Below are 18,831 nucleotides of genomic sequence, written 5' to 3' on the forward strand. Positions count from 1 at the left end.
TCATTCTTATGGATTTTGGTTTTCCCATTTTTTTAATTAGAATTAAAGGACATCTTTCTGCACAATATTTCTTATCGAAAAATATGAAGCAGCTACGCCAATAACAGCAAATATCAACGATCTGACGATGAAAGAACTCATTGATACGTCCGACAGTTCCTCATTACTTATTCCGAAAAAAACTGCAATAATAATAGACGTGATGATAGTCGTTCTAACAGATTTTTTGATCATCCCAAAAAATAAAGGAACTAAGCTGATACCGCTGAATGACAAATCATAGATAATTGTATTTCTAAAATACTCCATTATCATATGAATTGTTACGCCTCCATCAATAAAATGCAAGCTGTTATTTAACATGTATAGGACAGCTGCTACAATGATTCTTGATACATGTATGAAGAAAAAGGTAGAGCATATAATAATCAATAATTTAGAGATAATAATCTTTTTTCTGCTGATTGGATACGTAAACATCAAAGAGATTGTTTTATCATTGTATTCTTCAATAACCAGCCTCGAAATTAATACTCCTGCAAATACAATAAAAATCATTCTTGGGCTGTCAACCACGAAGAAAAAATCTGAAATGGTGTTGGCAATCTCATTTCTATCCGCATAGACCGCATAGAATAACATTCCGGCAAGGACGAAACAGGCTGCTAAAGCGCCAAGGACATAACGCCAGAAATTAACTTTTCTAATTTCTAAATGGATTAATTTAAGCATTTTTCCCGCCTCCGATTAAGGACAAGAAATAGTCCTCCAATGAAGCCGATTTTGTATTGATCGATGTAATAGAAATATCATTTTCCATTAACTTTTTATATATTTGGTTTTGCGACATTCCTGTTTCGTATATTCTTATTTTGTTCGCATCAAGCACTTTGAAATTTTTTATATTTAACTCTGAGTCAATAATATATACTACTTTCTGAGCATCAGCGGTTTCTATTTCAATATACTCCGCATTATTTTCTCTAATCGAATCCATGGAAACCTCTTCTACTAAGTGTCCATTATTCATGACGCCTATTGTGTCAGCGATTTGCTCTATTTCCGCTAAAATATGACTTGAAATCAGGATGGTTATCCCATATTCTTTGTTCAGCATTTCAAGTAGATTTCTAATTTCTATTATTCCGACTGGATCCAGTCCATTAACGGGCTCATCCAATATCAGCAGCTCTGGCTTCGTAATAATTGCTCTGGCAATCCCGAGCCGCTGCTTCATCCCCAGCGAGAAATTTTTAACTGCTTTGTTCGTAATGTTCTTCAGATTTACAAGTTCTAACGCTGCTTTGATATCCTGCTTATTGTGATAACCCATATACTCACAATGCATATCCAGATTATCCTCTGCAGTAAGCTTCTCATAAAAAATAGGATATTCGATAATCGCATTCATTCTTTTAAATAATTCATAAGGAGTATCTGTCATCGTTTCATTAAAAATTTCGATGGCGCCCTGGCTTGGTTTTAATAGATTCAAAATCATCTTCATGACTGTGCTTTTTCCGGCACCATTCGGGCCCAATAACCCATAGATTTCTCCCTTCTCGACGTTCATATTGATACCGGAAACAACATTGTCTCCATTGAAAGATTTTCCTAAATCATGTGTTCTTAAAATATATTCCACAATATGTCCTCCTCTGCTTTGCAAAATTTCTATACTACTAATGGTAAACGTTAAAATTATCTTTTTTCTTAACGAAGTCTTACGAATTTCTTAAGTTTGCAAAGCGTAGGGCAGGAGCGGCTTTTAGCCCGTTTAGGAAGCCAATTTCTTTAATTTCACGGTAAAGACTGTTTTCTCATAGGGTTTGCTGGATAATGATATATCGCCTTCCATACTTTCTACTAATCTTTTCGTGATAGTAAGACCCAGTCCACTTCCCTGATACAGTTTATTTCGCGAGTCCTCAAGCGTATAGAGCCTTTGAAAAACGCTTTCTTTATTCATCTCGTCAATGCCCTTCCCTTTATCCCAGACCTCGATATAAACGAATGAGTCGTCCTGCTTTAAGGTTAAGCCGACAACACCACCGTCATTTCCATATGTGATGGCATTAGATATCAGGTTCCTGAGTACCCTGTCTAGAGCCTCTTGATTTCCTGCTGCATAGATATTTTCATCTGGAATCTCAATGGAAACATCTAAGCCTTGATTAGTTAATATTTCATAGAATTCTAAAATACTCTTCCTGCATGCCTCGTTAATATTTGTCTTTTCAAGCGGCATCTCCTTATCACCGGATTCCAATTTTGCCAGATCAAAAAAAGTATTGATTAATGTTAGCAACTCTACTGACTTTTCATGCGCCTTATTAACTTCTTTTTCCAGCTCATTTTGAATGGATTTATTCGATTGAATGATTTCTAAATAGCCTACAATAACCGTCAGCGGGGTTTTCAAATCATGTGATATATTTGAAATCATTTTCCGGATAGATTCTTCTTTTTTCGTATAATCAGCCAATATTTTCTGGTTATGGTTTAATAGATTATTAATACCCATCAATAGATGAATAAGCTCCTTATCATCGGTAAAAACGAGAAGGTTCTCACTTGTTCTTTCAGTAATAATCCTATCTAATTTTTCATACATATATTTTATTTGTTTATCTCTTGCTGCCTTTAATCTATATTGAAAAATGATTATGCCTGTTAAAATCAATATGATCACAATGAAGGAATAAATCATACTTATCTGTCCCCTTTAATTATTTTCAACTGGGGCAATCATTCACCCAGCTTATAGCCAATCCCCCAAATAGTTCTAATATAATCAGGCTCTGCCGGGTTGTCCTCTATTTTCTCACGCAGCCTTCTAATATGAACATTGATCACATTCTCATCACCAAAGTAATCGTTATTCCAGACTGTTGTATATATTTGGGCCTTTGTAAAAACGTTATTGGGATGCTTGAGAAATAATTTTAAGATATCAAATTCCTTTGATGTCAGTTTAATTTCCTTCCCATTTTTTTGTACAGAATAATTATTAATATCAACTGTTAAAGCTTTATAATGAATCACATTCACTTCTTTTTTCGCTTCCGAATAACTGGTTGCACGCCGCAGCGCTGATTTCACCCTGGCGGAAAGTTCTATCATGGCAAATGGCTTTGCTATGTAATCATCTGCACCAAGCTCAAGGCCTAAAACCTTCTCTACATCAGTGTCCTTAGCAGAAACAATAAGTATTGGCACAGAGCTGTCTCTTCTAACTTGCTTCATTACTTCGATACCATTTAATTTAGGCATCATAATATCGAGAATGATTAAATCAAATGCATCGTTTTGAAATTTTTGCATTCCCTCTTCCCCTTCAAAGGCAGCTGTTACCTCATAGCCCTCTTTTTCTAAGTAATCTTTAATCATTTCGCTTACGGATAGATCATCTTCTACGATTAAGATTTTATTGTTCATAACGTGTATCCTCCTATGCAATTTCTCTGATTACCAGCTATGCATGACTGTTTGCTATTTAATTTTATTACAGAAATTTTTTACAAGTATTTCATAAAGTTTAACACATTATTTTGATGTTAAAATAATGTGTTGTTGAATCAGCTATATTCCTGAGATGAATAATAAAAATAAAAAAAGGGATATTGCTGTTACACATTATCCCTTAACCTATTAAAATCTGCATCTTTATTATCAAATTTTCTGCAAACCATTCAACTAGAGACCATTCATTGTCTTCCATATCCTTAAATTACAATACTGAATTAAGTTAAACCAGATTTATCAGTGGATTCCGCTGACTCCTTAATCCATTGTAATCGTTTATTCCAATCAGCTGCCAGATCTGCTATCCACTCTGCCGCTGATGAAAGTTGATCGGGACATACGGTATATCGTACCTCTCTCCCGACACGATTGGATGTAACAAGCTCAGCTTCACTAAGAATACTAAGATGTTTCACTACCGCCTGACGAGATACAATCACCATCTTTGATAATGCAGTCGCACTTGCTTGTCCTTTTTCAGCAATGAGATGAAGCAATCGACGCCGAGTAGGGTCTGCTAATGCAATCAAAATATTTTCGTAATTGTCCTGAGATGTTGACTCCATATTAATTCTCTGCACGCTTTCGTAATACTTCCATCTGTTGCTCCCATCCATTTACGTTTCCATCCAAGAACTTCGACTGTTCTTCCTCCGATACTTCAAGGCTGGAGAAACCACTTTCCACTACACGGAGCAAAGTTCCCTCTTCCTTTTCAGTCAATGTAAATGCAACTAGCGTAGAATTTCCTTCTTGCGGTTCCTCACCTGGAAAAGAACTTGCCCATTGACATGTAAGGTAGTTTGGTGGATCTATTTCTTTAATTAATACAGGGAATGTACCAAATCTTGTCTCCGCTACTATTCTTGTACCTTCGACCTTTACGCTGTCAGGACCAGGTTTATCACCTACCCACCATGCTGGGCGGCTAACCAATTCCCAAACGGTATGAACTGAAGCTTTAATAAAAATTTCCCGTTCGATTCGATCGTTATTCATACTGTCCCTCCTTATAAACTTATATGTGCAACCAAATGGTAGCACGTTATTGTTTGACATACAACATTTCGGTTGCACTACATCATCTCACTGAACGAATTACAACTAAAAGCAGAAAAATCTGTTTTAAAATTTCAAGGTCTACTCTTTCTTTCTCATCTGTAAATTCAATGTTTTTTAATTAGATACTTCAAATCCAGTCTTCATATTCCATTTTTCAGGGATTTAATATATAAGCTATAAAGTAAAAACACCTCCATTTGTTTTGAAATAAAACAAATGGAGGTGTTATATAAGTTAAGTATTTTTCATCATTTTTGATTCATTATAGTAATAACAAACTCATTCTATATTTGAAAATAGCTTTCGGCATATCCCGAGAAGTAACAGTCAATCACACATACTTATTCCTTCCAGCACCCAGCCCTGCTATCGTCATCAATAAACAAACTGCAATAATAGCCATAATCGGCGCGCTCCAGGCATGCGTAATATCAAATAACAAACCGATAAATAACGGTCCGATGGCAGCAAAAATATATCCGACAGATTGTGCCATTCCAGACAGAGCACCTGCCTGCTGTCCATTACGTGCACGCATACCAAGCATAGCCAGAGACAGACTGATGGCACCACCAAAAGTAACCCCAATCAGTGTTACCCAGACGAAAATTAACGGCAGCGGCCCGCCGATTAAAAGACCGATAAATCCAATTGTTGCTCCACCGCCAATTGCAAGCACGATTCCCTGCTGATTGGAGAATTTTTCTGCCAACACCGGTGCCAAGAAGGTTGATGGCAATCCGACAAACTGTACATAAGCGATTATCCATCCGGCAGCTGAAACAGAAAATCCAAAGCTTTGCATTATTTCCGGCAGCCACGACACCATTACATAGAATATAAATGATTGCAGACCCATAAATAAGGTGACCTGCCAGGCTAATGGAGATTTCCATAGGCTGCTGTCATCAAAGGGTTTACTGCTTAACTGTACTTGTTCCTCTTTAGGCACAGGATTTTGTCTGACAACAAAAACCCAGATAACTATTCCTACTACAGCCAGCAGTGCCCAAGATAGTAAGGCTAATTCCCAGCCCAGGCCTGCATCTTTTGCAAGCGGGACAGAAAGCCCTGAAGCAGTAGCTGCAAATATTGCCATAGATGTAGAATACACACTGGTCATCCGGCCGACTTTATTCGGGAATTTTTCCTTAATAACTGCCGGCAGCAGGACGTTCATCACTGCGATGCCAACTCCAATAATGGCTGTGCCAATAAATAACGTTGGCGTATACGGGATCGACCTGACCCCGATTCCGGCAAACAGGAGTATAAGACCCAGCAAGACAGCTTTTTCATTTTCCAGCCGTCTGCCAAGTTTCGGAGCAAGCGGTGATACAATGGCAAATGCTATCAGCGGTAAACTGGTAATCGTTCCTGCGCTCCAATTTTCCAGACCAATCTGATCCCGGATCGTTCCTAATAGCGGTCCAACGGAAGTAATTGCCGGTCTCAAATTAAATCCGATAACAATAATAGCAATTAAATATAGCATTCTCTTATTGGAGACTACTTCCTTGCCCCCGATGTTTTTTACTTTACCTCTATTTTCCTCCATCCAATACCTTCTTTTCCACTAACCGTATCCCTTATCATAGAAAAGGGTACGGAAAATTTTTAAACAATACAATATATGTTATGGTATTGTATATTCCATTGTCAAGATGCGAATTTTATATCATTAATAGAGTCTATTCTCTTCATTAGTATATTTATTTAACCCTCCTTCATATATTCTTCTCTTTTCGTATCCCCCTGCTGTTCTTCATTATGAACAATATACTATTTTCTTGAAATCTCCTCGCCAGTACAATTAAAGTTCCCAACTCTAAAACTAAAATTCTAACAAATTTGCATGAAATGTATATTAATAGAATTTATTGGCAAGCCTGTCAATATAACAAACTATTAATTGGAGGTATATCCAATATGAAGTACAACATAACGATAGGCATTGCTTTTCTTATCTGCCTATTTGTTCTTTTACCAACAGTTCATGCAGACAATGGAAAAACGTATAAGGTAGATTCTGAGAAAATAGAGTTAATGAATGAGCCTGGTAAAGACGCAGCTGTTCTTGGCGAATTAGAAAAAGACTATAAGGTCACTATTTTTGAAGATTCATATGGCTGGGGTAAAACATTTTATAACGGAGAACCAGCTTGGGTTGCTCTAAATCAGCTTACAGAAGTAAATAATGACATAAATAATATGGAAGAAAATCAAGAAGTAGAACAGCAGGATACAGACGAACAAAATAATGAAGCTGTATCCGCTTCAGAAACAAGCACTGAAACAAATAAAGCTATAGAAAATGGAAAATTGTACCGCATTAACGCATCTGCTGTAAATTTACGCAGTGCTCCTGATAAAAATGCAACGATTATTACTGCATTAAGTAATGGCAGCCAGATTACTATCTTTCAAGAATCTTACGGCTGGGGTCAGACTTATTATAATGATGAAGAAGTATGGATTGCATTATATTTACTTGATGAAGTGAACGACTCAACAGATGTTGAGGTATCAGAGGAAACGGAAAAGACTGATTCACAGCAAATACCAGAAGAAAGCGAAATAGAAGAGGCAGAATCAGAATCTGACCAAAAAGATGAGGAAACAGCTACTGATGCTGCCGAATCTCAGGAAGAAAAACAAGTGGTTCAAGCAGAGCAAAGCAGTGAAGCTCCTTTAGCCGGTTACCATTTTGTTATTGACCCGGGACACGGTGGAAAAGACCCAGGTGCGATTGGATCAGAAATATATGAAAAAACGTTAACACTAATCTCAGCGAAAAGATTAGAACAAAAATTGCATAATAAAGGGGCTTCTGTAACGTTTACCCGGACAGATGATACGTATATTTCCTTAGGACAACGAGCTGTGATTAGTAATTCTACAGATGCAGACGCGTTTATCAGCCTGCACTATAATTCATCAAAAGATCAGTCTGCACGTGGAATCGAAACCTTTTACAACGAAGCTAGCAGTCTTGCCAATTTCGTTCAATCATCGCTAATGAATCATGTTAATCTCATTGACCGCGGGGCAAAACAGGCAGGTTTTCAAGTGTTGAAAGAAAATAAACACCCTGCTATATTAATTGAGCTTGGCTTCATCAGCAATCCAGACGAACAGAAGCTTGTTCAAACGGATAGTTATCAGGAAAATGCGACCAATGGTATTGTGGAAGGATTGGAAGCGTATTTCAATTAAATATGAAAGCATGCTGAAGAAAAGTGCAGGAAAAGCGCACTTTTCTTCAGCATGCAATTTTACCCTTGCATATTTAGATTATTAAATCGTTTTAAGCGATAGAAATTAGTCGTATTAGCGCTAATCTGTTGTCGAACTTTATCAAAAGACAGCTGCTTTATTTCAGCTATTTTCTTTATAACTTCCATAATCATATTTGGATGTGTCATCTGATTTTGAAAAGGTCCTTCAAATCGCCAAGGTCCGTCTGTTTCTGCCATGACAAGCTCTAACGGATATTGTTTAATGATTGACTGGGTCTCTTCTTCATACCAGCAATCAGGTGTTATAGAAATCATATACTGATTGTTTATCATACGTTCAATGGTAGCTTTATCACCTTTAAACCAATGGAAATGAGCTTTTTTAACCTCATATTTTTCAAGGAGATCACAGACAACAGCTGCATCTTCATACACAGCATGTAATACGATTGGCAAATCATATTTTTTGGCAGCTTGTACGAATCGTTCCAGTATCGCGTGATAAGGAGTAACATCCAGTGATGCTTCTTTACGCTTTTTATAATATGGAAGTCCCACTTCCCCAATAGCAGCAATATCTTGAAATCTTTGATCAATCGTTTGTATAATATTGTCGATTTCCCGCACAGATGGCAGATTCTGTTCTGGATGCCATCCAAAAGCTGGATAAACAAACGGGTATATTTGTACTAATTGCCACACCCTTTGACAGCTCTCAAAATCACTGGAAACAGCTATCATTCCATCTACTTTAAGCGTATCCATTAACAGCTGCTGCTCATCCGTCTGATACCAATCCAAATGAATATGTGCATCAATCATCCAGCACACCTCGCAATCAAATATCTTTGAATAAATCTCCGGCCTTCCTGACATCAACATTTCCTCCGCTTAAAACAACACCCACTCTTTTCCCTTTAACAGGAAGCTTCTTATATGCTGCTAAAGCGACAGCTCCAGATGGTTCAACAACAATTTTTAACCGGGTCCAAAGAAAGTACATCGCAGCTTTTATCTCCTCTTCGGAAACGGTTATAAAATCATCAACATTTTCCTTAATGAAAGGAAAGGTTATTTTTCCTAATGAAGGTGAGTTTAATCCGTCAGCTATGGAGTTTGGATTCGCAATGGATCGTAATTCTCCTGCCCTGAATGACCTTGTGGCATCATCTGATACCACAGGTTCAACCCCGATCACCTTACTTTCAGGTAACAGATATTTTGTGGTAATTGCGCAACCGCTTAACAGTCCACCGCCACCGCAAGGGACCAGCAGATAATCCAGTTCGCCCACCTCTTCTATGAGCTCTTTAGCAACTGTCCCCTGTCCAGCTATAATGGATTCTGCATCAAATGGCCGGATTAACGTATAGCCAAATTCATCTATCATTCCTTGAGCTATTTCCTCCCGTGATTCTGTCCGGCGATTATATGTTACGATAGTCGCACCGTAGTCTCTGACAGCTGCCGTTTTTACCTGTGGAGCATCCTCTGGCATGACGACAGTAGCAGGTATATCAAGTATTTTACAGGTCAAAGCAGTGGCCATTGCATGATTCCCTGAAGAATAGGCAATGACACCCTTACTCTTCTCTTCTTCAGAAAGGGAGCTGATCGTATTATAAGCACCACGGAATTTAAATGCACCCATCCGCTGGAAATTTTCACATTTAAGAAAAATTTGATTTTCGGTTAATTCATTCAGGAGTGCGGAAGTTAGAACCGGCGTTTTATGCGCAATACCTTCTATCCGTTTGGCTGCTTCTACTATTTTTTCATACATTATTGATTTCTCTCCTTTTTAACTTATATTTATCAAAAGCTCTAAATCATTTCCCCAGCTTTCCACATGCTTTATTTTATCTCTCTTTCAAAAAATAATTTCTCTAGATGAAATCTATTCTATCACTTGTTTCTTGTATTAAAAAATTATAATTCATATATAATCAAAATTTTAAAACAAATTTGCATCATTTACTTCCTTTGAATATAATTATATAAAATAATGTACTTCTGTAATCGAAAGGCCAGCTTAAAATATCTGAGGATTTCTTATTTAAAATTTATGCAAAATAAGAAGGAGGTTACCTATTATGGTAAGTCCACGGGATGATAAGCTTACCACTAAGATTGAGGATTTAAGAAACAGCCTAGGAGAGAAGACTTCCAGAAAACTTGAATTGGATAAATGTAACCGGCTGGTAAAAAGACTAAATATACTTTCGTCCGAATGTGAAAAATGTTACCAGGATTTTATCGATTTAGAAAAACATATAACAGAACTGGCAGATAAAACTGATCAACTTACCAAAACGGATTTTAAGCAGCACAGTCAGAAGCTTGAATCTATTAGTTCTCATCTTCTGAAAGAGCATAAGTTAGTCTCAAAGGATTATTATTTGAGCATTTATATGTCTTTGGGGTTAAGCATAGGTCTTATTTTTGGACTATTATTCGATAATCTTTCATTAGGATTGCCGATTGGCTTAGGTATTGGAGTAGCGATTGGAGCAGGTCTGGATGCAGATGTTAAGAAAAAAGGAAAAATAATATAATCTTTACCAGGAAAATTAGCTCGTCTGTTCTTGATAGATTTATTTCCACTTTCTATTTAGAAAGGAGAATTCCACTAATAGTTTTCTATCATAAATCACCATTGTAAATTATTCAAAAACGATAAAATATCAGCTTGAATTTGTTCCTGATCCTTATCCGCCAGCATTATATGTCTGGAATTGGAATATCTTTTCAAAATTTTATTTTCAGAAGACACATTTCGATAGATATAATCTGCACTTTCTTTATACAAAGGCTCATCCAGTTCCCCATAATAAATACTTATTGGTTTATCAATTTTTGATAGCTCTTCCATGGTTAAATCAATATGTTTCTCAAATTTTATTAAACTGTTTAATGAATTCTCTTCTAAGTTATTTAATTCATAAGAAATCTGCTGTTCTGATTTTCCTTCCAGTTGTTTATACGTTCGCGCATACCTTTGGACACGGCGTTTTAATGCATTTACCTCTCTTTGATATGGAGCTGACATTGTAACAATACCGTTAACGTTCCATTTTTGTCCTGTATTTAAAGCTAAAATTCCGCCTAACGATATTCCAATGACAGCGATATTCTGATAGCCTTCATTCTTTAAAAAATGATACCCTGCTTCGACGCTTCCACACCAATCATCAGGACCCGTAAGAATTAATTGTTCTGCAGATAATCCGTGGCCTTTATATAATGGTGCAAAGCAAGTGTAATTTTCCTGATTCAGAAATCTGCCCAGTTTCTTCATATCGACTGTACTGCTGGTAAATGAATGTAATAACAAAACAGCTCTTTCGCCGCCTTTTAAGAAGAAAGGTTTAGGTCGAACTATTTTCCCCATCTAAATTTGCCCCTTCATGATTTAATTTACGCATCTAAATTATTCCTGCTCTACGGATCGATGAACTTATACTGTTTAATACAATTAATACAACATTCTCCATAAATAAAATGTAGCATAGGACTCCCAGTTCTTCCATTCTGATGTCAATTCTCTAATCTCTTCTTTTGTTGGTTTCCGCTCCATTTCCGTGACCAGTTTAATAGCATTGATCAACCCTGCATCATCAATAGGAAAAGCATCCGGATAGCGCAGACAGCGCATTAACACATAATTAGCAGTCCATGGACCGATCCCCCTAATTTGGGTCAACTCTCTTTCGGCTTGCTTCAACTCATCTAAATACAGCAATTTTTCTTTTGTCAAATCTCCCTTTGCCATCAGCTCAGCGATACCGATAATATATTCCCTTTTCTTTTTTGTCATTTTAATGTCAGACATATCTTCAGGACTTAATCCAGAAATTTTATCAAATGAAGGGAAAACCCAATAAATTTTCCCTTCATATTCCAAGGTCTCACCAAATTTTTCAACAAATTGACGTTTTAACGTATACGCAAATGTCAGATTAATCTGTTGCCCCAAAATTCCCCAGCACAGGGCTTCAAATAAATCGTGTAATCCTATAATTCTGAGGCCATAAAATCTTTCAATAGCCTGCTCAAGCAATGGATCCTTGCTTCCCATTTTATAAAAGGGTATAAGATCGGTTTCAAAATCAAACCACTCTTCAACATAGCGTACTATTGCTTTCTTGTCTTCCATTGATTCCAGCTTCCCCCCGGCTAAAAACTCCACAGCCAAATATTCACTGTCTGCTTCACTTATACGTACCAACGTACGCAGATGATTTATTTCAATCACACGTGTAATTCTATCTTCTTCTATCTCATACATGCATTCATTGGGGTCTCTCCGTAAATAATTTAAATTTGTCTTAAAATCAAATAGTTCAGGTGTTTTGATTAAAATGCAATGTTTATTTTCTTTCCAAATTCTCAATTTATTTCCCCCCATCTTTAAGACCTGCAAAATATTCTGTCTGTTCGTTTCAACATCCTTTTCTCTATTGTACACCAAGTGATATAACCTCTGTAATTCACCGAATCTTCCAGGTAACAATGTCTTCATCACATTTATGTAAAAAGACAAAGAAATACTGTTTTCACAATATCCCCTTGTCTTTTTAAGTGGAGGCTTATACGTGCACTATCATAGCTTTCTGCAAATAAAAATTACGCCCTGTCATTCTTTCTTAAAACATCCTTCATTCTCTCTCTCATCTCTTTTGTATATCCTTGCTGTCCTCCGGTATGAATGAATAGAATATTTTCTTGATCATCATAATTCCCATTTTTTATTTCGGTTACTAATCCTTTAAAAGCTTTTCCTGTATAAACTGGGTCAAGAATAATTCCCTCGCTTTTAGCAACGTCCATATAAAATGCCAGTTCTTCATCTGTTGCTTGACCGTAGCCAAGTCCAATATAGCTGTCATTAATGGAAATAGAATCAAAATGATGGTCAGTGTCTTCCAGATCAATTACAATTTTCATCACATCTTCTTTGAACACTTCTGCTATCTGGTCAACAGAATAGCCAATGATTTTCTTTCTGGTATCGGCTTCTTCATTTGCATACCAGAGTCCTGCATATGTTCCGCCAGATCCGATTGCAAGGTTGATAGAATCAAAATGAATACCCATCTCTACTTCCTGCTTTATAATTTCGTTGTAGCAATTAATATAACCGTAAGACCCGATTGCATTTGATGCACCAACCGGAATAATCAATACTTTTTTCTTTTGAGATTCCAGCTTTTGCTTCAGCTCCTCCATCGCATCTTCCCTTGATGCGCTGGGAGGAATAATATTTACATTTGCTCCAAGCATATCATCCTGGAATAAATTTCCTTCATATTCTTTTACTTCACCTCTAAGTACCAGGTGGCACTCTAAATTCATCATCGCACAGACAGCAGCAGTCGCCCGGGCATGATTTGATTGAATAGCACCTGTTGTAATAATGGTATCGTAGCCATTATCCAGCGCATAGGCAATAATATACTCCAGCTTTCTTACTTTGTTGCCTGAGACTTCAATACCCGTAAAATCATCGCGCTTCATAAAGATATTTTTCCCCAGCTTATCGCTCAGTTTTTCCAGTTTTTTAATTGGTGTATCCAGGTTAGCAATATTTAGTTTACGCATTTTTTATTCCTCTCACTTTCATTCTGTTTATTCCTTTATGATAGCGAATAATCACTTACATAAGCAACTGTTAGATAGATTGATTTTATTATTTCAGCACCGGGATAATTTTATTTAAAAATCAAAAAACAGCAATAGAACTTCCTATATAATAGAAGTTCTATTGCTGCGTATACATCCAATCTAAAACTTTAAGTAAGATACTAGATAAAAACCCATATAAGAACCGAAGCTAAAATAATCGCAGGCAAACCAAGAAAATAAATATAAGAGAGACTTGAGAAGCTTTTCTTACGTTCGTAATTGTCATCAAGCATTCTTGTGATAAGAAGCGTTCCAATCAATGCAAGAATACATACAACAATAACCACTATGATAAGGATGTTCATCATGCTTCCTTCCCCACCTTTCAAAAAATTAAATGGTTCATACAGCTTCATTCACACAGCCTCAGGCATTGCGCGGCTTGCTGTCTGTCAAAGCTTCCTTTGCAGATACTCAGAATCAAGGGTGTAGGAAGCCATTTTTTTCTTCCATTGTTTCACTACATCAACATGATTTTCATAGTTGAAAACATGGAATGTCATTTCTTTATTCTTCTTTTTAAAATGAACAATATATGGTGTAATATTTGTTTCAGGATGGAGAAATAACTCTTCCTTGCCAGGAAAGATATGATTCTTGTTTAAAAATTGAGCTTTATTAAAAGAATCTATAAATCTGCTTTTTTCGTCTTCATCCAAGTATTCTCCATCGAATAGTACAGTACTGTTTGATACATCAATTTTTGGATGTAACTCAAATTTATTTAAGAACCATCCGACCAAAGCACTCGGTGGGCTGGTTAAAAATTTCACTATAATTCCTGCTATCGTGATTAATACAAAGGTCCATGTCATTTCTAAATTCCAACTCCCTAATAAGCTGCATTTCCTGCTTTAATAGAAGACAGCGTTACTTGCTAATAAATTTCAATTTTATCCTAACTTTCATTGTAGCGTATATTTGAATAATGATACCATCCAATTCGCATAAAAATAACCCATCCACTTTAGTTATTAATAGATGGGTTACTTTTATGCAAATGCTGAAGAGCTTCAGAAAGTCTAGATATCCCCTTCCAAATATCTGAAGGATTACTTCTGCCATAAGTGAAACGAACGAACCCTTTGCTCTCACCAAAAATAGATCCGGGAACAAAAGCAAGTCCTCTTTTCATAGATTCATTCAGCAATTGAAATTCATCGACAGGTTCTTTCAGTTTACACCATAAATGAATCCCGCCATTTGGTTCGATAAACTCCACCTTATCTCCAAAAAAATGAATAAGCGCTTTTGATAATTGTTTTCTGCGTACTTCCAGCTGCTGTCTAACCCTATGAATATGCTCATCAAATTGCGGAGAACCAATAAATTCATTTGCCACCCACTGCGGAAAAATACTGTGTCCGAAATCAATCTGCTGTTTGGCATCAGCTAAACGCTGGATTACTTTTTCCGGACCAACAATCCAGCCGATCCGTAATCCAGAGGCGACAATTTTGGATAAGGAACTGATATATAATACATTTCCGTTATTATCCATCCGCTTTAAAGAAGATGCTACATTTCCATTAAACGCCGTAATACTGTACGGGTCATCCTCTACAATAGGAATACCATAATCAGATGAAATCTCTAATATTCTTTTTCTTCTGCTTAACGGCATCTGCACACCAGTCGGATTTTGAAAATCAGGATTGATAAATACCATCCGTATACGGTGCTTTTTATGCAATTCAATTATATCCTCCGGGTTGATTCCGTGTTCATCGCTTTTTAATAAATAGGTACGTAAACCTGCTGATTTAAATAAAGGCAATGAATAAGCATAAGACGGGTCCTCTATCGCTACTGCATCTCCCGGCTTCAGTAAACATTGTACGATTAAGTGAAGTGCCTGCTGCGCACCGGATGTGATCAGAATAGATTCTGCATCGTTAGAGATTCTTTTATATGCATAGAGATGATTGGAAATGGTTTCCCTCAAATTAATATTTCCTTGAGGGTGATCATAGCCCAGATGCTCTGTAAATGGCTTCTCTTTAAAAATAGAATGGAACTGCTCTGCAGGGAACAAGTCAGCTGCTAATTCCCCGCTTGCCATATTTATCATGTCATTATTTTGGGTTTCTGTCCGTATTTTTTGAACTAATGGCAAATTAGGAAGAAACGAACCATCCTCCACATACCTTCCCCAGTTAGGGATTCTTTTATCGGAAATCCCCCAAATATCTGTACTGATATGTGTTCCGCTGCCTTTTTTTCTTTCAACAATTCCTATCGATTGCAGCTCATCATAAGCGGCAACTACTGTACTACGATTAACCTGTAGTTCTTTCGCCAGCTGACGTTCTGAAGGCAACGCAGTGTCCGGAGAAAACTCACCTGTAGAAATTCCGTTTTCGATATATGCTGCTATTTGTTGATATAATGGAGATTTTGCTGAACGGTCCAATTTAAAGTTCATATGAATTCCTCGATTGTGTTGTAGATTTAAATTTGCTTGTATCCTCAATCAAATACTAACCAAGATATTTTTTAAACCAATTGCTTGCTTTTAGTTTCATATTATAATCAAATTGGTGGTTAATAAAAGGCATACTAAGCTGGAGTTTATCTGGATGTTCAGAGTAAAGTGGCAATAGCTTCTTATAAAGCTCCAACGAGTAGATAAAAATAGAATCCATGTCTTGATCACCATTAATAATTAATAAGGGCTTGGGGGAAAAATTACTGAATTTTTCAAATGGATCTATCTTCCGGAAAAATTCCGTACGTTCTTTTATTTCGCTTTTTACGTCTTGAAGCGGTATCTTCCATTGTTCATAAGTAGCAGTTGATGCAATGCTATCTTCCCATGCCTTCTCAAAAGCGGGTTTACCGGCCACTGGCACTGCAGCCTTAATAGCGGGATTATTTGCAGCTACATAAAATGAAGCGTATCCTCCCATGGAGAACCCTGATACTCCGATTCTATCAGCATCAATTTGTTCCTTATTTTTAAAATAATCAATTAAATATTGTATATCAATACCTGCCTGCTCAATAATTTCATGCATATGGACATATGTATCCAACCCAGTATCCAGAGGGAACACGGAAGAAAACTTACTGTTTTTATTGGCTTTTTTTCTCTTACCATGGTCTTTACAATCTATACTCACATAATAAAAACTTTTTTTAGCAAGCATATATCCATAGTCTAATGCTTGTTCTCTATCAGCACCATAACCATGAATATAAAAAACTAATGGGGCTTTGACTATTTTTTCTGGATATATACTTAATACAGGTATTTCATTTATTATACTATCGTCTATAATTATTTTTGTCATAATTTAAGCCTCCTATTAACTAAAACTACTTTTTTTATTCAATTCTTATAATAAAGTATTCACCCATTCAAGTTTATCACAGCCACATTGTATCATAACTACATCTCACTTTATTCTACTTCCAATATTCAATCATTTCGCTCAGGTTATCTTTTTGTTTATTAAATTCCTTCATTCTATGTCCATTCGCTCCTGATGGATGAGGAAAACCTTTCAGGCAAACCTGATTAATTTTTTCCTCCTGCTTTAATTCATCTATAATGGAATCTACTGTTTTACCTAAAGGAATTAATAGTGAGGATGAAGGTAACGAATTAATTTCATCAACAAACCTGTCATATGCATATTTAGAAAGAAGCGGGCTGTTATTAATTTTAGGTTGGTGACCAGTATAATTTTTATCTTTGTAAAAAACCGGATGCTTAATCATTGATGTTGTATGTAATAATGATCGGCTATCTTCAAATATGCATGATGTACCAGGCAATCCAAGGGCATCATGAAGTTTGATTTCATCTAACATATGTATTAAATTCAACCTCATTGTACCCGAAAAACTTGCTTCCTTTTTCGCTTCTTCAAGAATTCGATCTACATTCAGGTTTCCTGCTGCTTTCAAAGCAACAAAAGTCTCAAATGCCCTCTTCATCTGTGTCCACCCAGGAGCAATTCCAACAATCACAATCTTTGCTTGATAATTTATATATTCATTATGAGGTGAATAATACATTTGCAAATTATTTTCTTTTTCTATAAGAAAATCAGGATTAATCAGATCATCACGTCTTAATTCTCTGGAATCAGGTAATTGTTCTATATATTGTAAGTATTGATCTAACATAAGCCGCTCCTTTAAAACAGTGATTCATATTGTTAATTGCTATTATTATACCAATCAAGAAAAATATTCTTTTCAATTACATTCAAAACACATGCCTCTTGCACTTGAGATTCCAATTTCCGCTGTTCTTCAGGGAACTCCCTTTTAACATCAATTGTTATATACGGAATCCTTTCTTGTGCTTTTTGAGAACGGATATTTGATATCTTTGCTCCCGCAAATACATATTCTAAATCTAATTCTGTAAATGCCTTGTATAACATTTTTTCTTTCGCCAATTGATTATAACCTTTACCCCGGTACGGATACCCTATCCATGTTCCAATATGGCTTGTTCTCTTTTTCAAATCGATTTCTTTTAGTGTTATAACTCCTATTATTATTTTATTTTCATTTAGTATTACTCTCGAAAGTTGTTTTTTCTTTTTTTCTTCTTGGACAATAAAATGAATAAAATCGATTGTCCCTTTTCATGTAACATGCTCACATAGAAGACAGAGTGCATTTTTGACTTGAGGATGAGAGGATAAAGTGGAAATTTGTTTTGCATACTTTAAATGATGAGGAACCAACAATATATCTATCATCATTTCTTCCTCCTTCAAAATTCATTTTTCTAATTGATAATCATTTTATGCAATGCTACTATTGCTTATTATACATAAAAACATTCTATTGGAGGTGTATCATGCAACAAGATATTACATATAAATTCTGGACTGTTGTAATGGTTCAACATAAAGATAAAGTACTACTGCTGAATAGACAGCATGATAACTTCAAAGGGTTTATCCCGCCAGGAGGAAAAGTAGATTTCCCAGAGAGTTTTGTTGACGGAGCCATCCGGGAAGTAAAAGAAGAAACTGGATTAGAAGTAACAAACTTGGTCTTTAAAGGGATTTCCGAATTTGTTAATACAGCTGCAAAAGACCGTTATATTATGATGAACTACTGGACAAAGGATTTTAAAGGAGAATTATTGGAAAATCCTCCAGAAGGCACACTGCATTGGATTGATATTAACGAAGCCAAAAATCTGCCGATGCAAAAAGATATCAAACTTCGATTTGATTTATTTTTTAAACCTGGCACATTTGAAATTCACACTGTCTGGGATGCAGAAAAAACGCTCCAGGAGAAGTATTTATTAAAGAAACCTGAACTGGGAAAAGGGTAAAATGATATT

Annotated in this window: 21 protein-coding genes; 3 read left to right on the forward strand and 18 right to left on the reverse strand. The window is 36.2% G+C overall.

Features of this window, described 5'->3' with window-relative positions:
- Window positions 1-42: 42 nt before the first annotated feature.
- From MHH51_RS12760 to MHH51_RS12790, 7 genes are all read right to left on the reverse strand, one after another.
- A complete protein-coding gene (locus MHH51_RS12760; RefSeq protein WP_339282247.1) occupies window positions 43-732 on the reverse strand; it encodes an ABC transporter permease in 690 nt (229 codons plus the stop codon).
- Window positions 725-1,645 carry an ABC transporter ATP-binding protein gene (locus tag MHH51_RS12765; protein ID WP_339282248.1) on the reverse strand — a complete coding sequence of 307 codons (921 nt, stop codon included), beginning with the start codon at window positions 1,643-1,645 and terminating at the stop codon, window positions 725-727. The genes MHH51_RS12760 and MHH51_RS12765 overlap by 8 nt, the downstream gene beginning before the upstream one ends.
- A gap of 132 nt (window positions 1,646-1,777) precedes the next feature.
- A complete protein-coding gene (locus MHH51_RS12770; RefSeq protein WP_339282249.1) occupies window positions 1,778-2,710 on the reverse strand; it encodes a sensor histidine kinase in 933 nt (310 codons plus the stop codon).
- A gap of 38 nt (window positions 2,711-2,748) precedes the next feature.
- Window positions 2,749-3,438: a response regulator transcription factor gene (locus MHH51_RS12775; protein WP_339282250.1), complete on the reverse strand. Its 690-nt coding sequence runs from the start codon at window positions 3,436-3,438 to the stop codon at window positions 2,749-2,751.
- A 305-nt stretch (window positions 3,439-3,743) separates the two neighbouring features.
- Window positions 3,744-4,091, reverse strand: a complete 348-nt coding sequence (locus MHH51_RS12780; RefSeq protein WP_156987488.1) for a metalloregulator ArsR/SmtB family transcription factor — start codon at window positions 4,089-4,091, stop codon at window positions 3,744-3,746.
- A 1-nt stretch (window position 4,092) separates the two neighbouring features.
- Entirely contained in the window at window positions 4,093-4,524 is a 432-nt protein-coding gene (locus MHH51_RS12785; protein ID WP_186813641.1) for an SRPBCC domain-containing protein, read from the reverse strand.
- 394 nt (window positions 4,525-4,918) lie between these two features.
- Window positions 4,919-6,145 (reverse strand): MFS transporter, encoded by a 1,227-nt coding sequence (locus MHH51_RS12790; protein WP_147210513.1) that lies wholly within the window; start codon window positions 6,143-6,145, stop codon window positions 4,919-4,921.
- A gap of 371 nt (window positions 6,146-6,516) precedes the next feature.
- On the opposite strand from MHH51_RS12790, the gene MHH51_RS12795 reads away from it, so the two are divergent.
- Window positions 6,517-7,803, forward strand: a complete 1,287-nt coding sequence (locus MHH51_RS12795; protein WP_339282251.1) for an N-acetylmuramoyl-L-alanine amidase — start codon at window positions 6,517-6,519, stop codon at window positions 7,801-7,803.
- Between the two features lie 59 nt (window positions 7,804-7,862).
- On the opposite strand, the gene MHH51_RS12800 is transcribed toward MHH51_RS12795, so the two are convergent.
- Both MHH51_RS12800 and MHH51_RS12805 read right to left on the reverse strand, forming a co-directional pair.
- The gene (locus MHH51_RS12800) at window positions 7,863-8,702 is read right to left on the reverse strand and encodes a TatD family hydrolase (protein WP_339282252.1); all 840 of its coding nucleotides are present in this window, start codon (window positions 8,700-8,702) and stop codon (window positions 7,863-7,865) included.
- Entirely contained in the window at window positions 8,665-9,609 is a 945-nt protein-coding gene (locus MHH51_RS12805; RefSeq protein WP_156987494.1) for a threo-3-hydroxy-L-aspartate ammonia-lyase, read from the reverse strand. The genes MHH51_RS12800 and MHH51_RS12805 overlap by 38 nt, the downstream gene beginning before the upstream one ends.
- Window positions 9,610-9,919: 310 nt before the next feature.
- Here MHH51_RS12805 and MHH51_RS12810 point away from each other — a divergent pair, with 310 nt between their 5' ends.
- A complete protein-coding gene (locus tag MHH51_RS12810) occupies window positions 9,920-10,381 on the forward strand; it encodes a hypothetical protein (protein WP_246145130.1) in 462 nt (153 codons plus the stop codon).
- A gap of 95 nt (window positions 10,382-10,476) precedes the next feature.
- Here the strand turns inward: MHH51_RS12810 and MHH51_RS12815 are convergent, their stop codons facing one another.
- The 9 genes from MHH51_RS12815 to MHH51_RS12855 form a co-directional block, all read right to left on the reverse strand.
- Entirely contained in the window at window positions 10,477-11,217 is a 741-nt protein-coding gene (locus MHH51_RS12815) for an alpha/beta hydrolase (RefSeq protein ID WP_339282253.1), read from the reverse strand.
- 84 nt (window positions 11,218-11,301) lie between these two features.
- Window positions 11,302-12,219, reverse strand: coding sequence for a DNA-3-methyladenine glycosylase (locus tag MHH51_RS12820; protein ID WP_339282254.1), 918 nt, complete (start codon window positions 12,217-12,219; stop codon window positions 11,302-11,304).
- Window positions 12,220-12,452: 233 nt separating this feature from the next.
- Entirely contained in the window at window positions 12,453-13,427 is a 975-nt protein-coding gene (locus tag MHH51_RS12825) for a D-cysteine desulfhydrase family protein (RefSeq protein ID WP_147210508.1), read from the reverse strand.
- 203 nt (window positions 13,428-13,630) lie between these two features.
- Window positions 13,631-13,819: a BshB3 potential contributor to bacillithiol synthesis gene (locus tag MHH51_RS12830; protein WP_147210507.1), complete on the reverse strand. Its 189-nt coding sequence runs from the start codon at window positions 13,817-13,819 to the stop codon at window positions 13,631-13,633.
- An 84-nt stretch (window positions 13,820-13,903) separates the two neighbouring features.
- Window positions 13,904-14,326, reverse strand: a complete 423-nt coding sequence (locus MHH51_RS12835) for a YfmQ family protein (RefSeq protein ID WP_147210506.1) — start codon at window positions 14,324-14,326, stop codon at window positions 13,904-13,906.
- Between the two features lie 152 nt (window positions 14,327-14,478).
- Complete coding sequence (locus MHH51_RS12840) at window positions 14,479-15,936, reverse strand: PLP-dependent aminotransferase family protein (protein ID WP_339282255.1); 1,458 nt, start codon at window positions 15,934-15,936, stop codon at window positions 14,479-14,481.
- Window positions 15,937-15,991: 55 nt separating this feature from the next.
- Window positions 15,992-16,804 (reverse strand): prolyl oligopeptidase family serine peptidase, encoded by an 813-nt coding sequence (locus MHH51_RS12845; RefSeq protein ID WP_147210504.1) that lies wholly within the window; start codon window positions 16,802-16,804, stop codon window positions 15,992-15,994.
- 115 nt (window positions 16,805-16,919) lie between these two features.
- Window positions 16,920-17,645, reverse strand: a complete 726-nt coding sequence (locus MHH51_RS12850) for a hypothetical protein (protein WP_339282256.1) — start codon at window positions 17,643-17,645, stop codon at window positions 16,920-16,922.
- A 32-nt stretch (window positions 17,646-17,677) separates the two neighbouring features.
- Window positions 17,678-18,106, reverse strand: coding sequence for a GNAT family N-acetyltransferase (locus MHH51_RS12855; RefSeq protein ID WP_339286310.1), 429 nt, complete (start codon window positions 18,104-18,106; stop codon window positions 17,678-17,680).
- Between the two features lie 227 nt (window positions 18,107-18,333).
- Between MHH51_RS12855 and MHH51_RS12860 the strand changes: the two genes are divergently transcribed.
- Window positions 18,334-18,822, forward strand: coding sequence for an 8-oxo-dGTP diphosphatase (locus MHH51_RS12860; RefSeq protein ID WP_339282257.1), 489 nt, complete (start codon window positions 18,334-18,336; stop codon window positions 18,820-18,822).
- The last annotated feature ends 9 nt before the right edge of the window (window positions 18,823-18,831 follow it).

Source organism: Oceanobacillus sp. FSL K6-3682 (assembly GCF_037976165.1).
Taxonomy (GTDB): domain Bacteria; phylum Bacillota; class Bacilli; order Bacillales; family Amphibacillaceae; genus Oceanobacillus; species Oceanobacillus sojae.

Coding starts and splice junctions, on each gene's coding strand:
- MHH51_RS12790 (WP_147210513.1), bottom strand. CDS start 6,145: ATGGAGGAAAATAGAGGTAAAGTAAAAAACATCGGGGGCAAGGAAGTA.
- MHH51_RS12795 (WP_339282251.1), top strand. CDS start 6,517: ATGAAGTACAACATAACGATAGGCATTGCTTTTCTTATCTGCCTATTT.
- MHH51_RS12840 (WP_339282255.1), bottom strand. CDS start 15,936: ATGAACTTTAAATTGGACCGTTCAGCAAAATCTCCATTATATCAACAA.
- MHH51_RS12780 (WP_156987488.1), bottom strand. CDS start 4,091: ATGGAGTCAACATCTCAGGACAATTACGAAAATATTTTGATTGCATTA.
- MHH51_RS12860 (WP_339282257.1), top strand. CDS start 18,334: ATGCAACAAGATATTACATATAAATTCTGGACTGTTGTAATGGTTCAA.
- MHH51_RS12835 (WP_147210506.1), bottom strand. CDS start 14,326: ATGACATGGACCTTTGTATTAATCACGATAGCAGGAATTATAGTGAAA.
- MHH51_RS12785 (WP_186813641.1), bottom strand. CDS start 4,524: ATGAATAACGATCGAATCGAACGGGAAATTTTTATTAAAGCTTCAGTT.
- MHH51_RS12850 (WP_339282256.1), bottom strand. CDS start 17,645: ATGTTAGATCAATACTTACAATATATAGAACAATTACCTGATTCCAGA.
- MHH51_RS12830 (WP_147210507.1), bottom strand. CDS start 13,819: ATGATGAACATCCTTATCATAGTGGTTATTGTTGTATGTATTCTTGCA.
- MHH51_RS12825 (WP_147210508.1), bottom strand. CDS start 13,427: ATGCGTAAACTAAATATTGCTAACCTGGATACACCAATTAAAAAACTG.
- MHH51_RS12760 (WP_339282247.1), bottom strand. CDS start 732: ATGCTTAAATTAATCCATTTAGAAATTAGAAAAGTTAATTTCTGGCGT.
- MHH51_RS12845 (WP_147210504.1), bottom strand. CDS start 16,804: ATGACAAAAATAATTATAGACGATAGTATAATAAATGAAATACCTGTA.
- MHH51_RS12800 (WP_339282252.1), bottom strand. CDS start 8,702: ATGTCAGGAAGGCCGGAGATTTATTCAAAGATATTTGATTGCGAGGTG.
- MHH51_RS12805 (WP_156987494.1), bottom strand. CDS start 9,609: ATGTATGAAAAAATAGTAGAAGCAGCCAAACGGATAGAAGGTATTGCG.
- MHH51_RS12775 (WP_339282250.1), bottom strand. CDS start 3,438: ATGAACAATAAAATCTTAATCGTAGAAGATGATCTATCCGTAAGCGAA.
- MHH51_RS12810 (WP_246145130.1), top strand. CDS start 9,920: ATGGTAAGTCCACGGGATGATAAGCTTACCACTAAGATTGAGGATTTA.
- MHH51_RS12770 (WP_339282249.1), bottom strand. CDS start 2,710: ATGATTTATTCCTTCATTGTGATCATATTGATTTTAACAGGCATAATC.
- MHH51_RS12815 (WP_339282253.1), bottom strand. CDS start 11,217: ATGGGGAAAATAGTTCGACCTAAACCTTTCTTCTTAAAAGGCGGCGAA.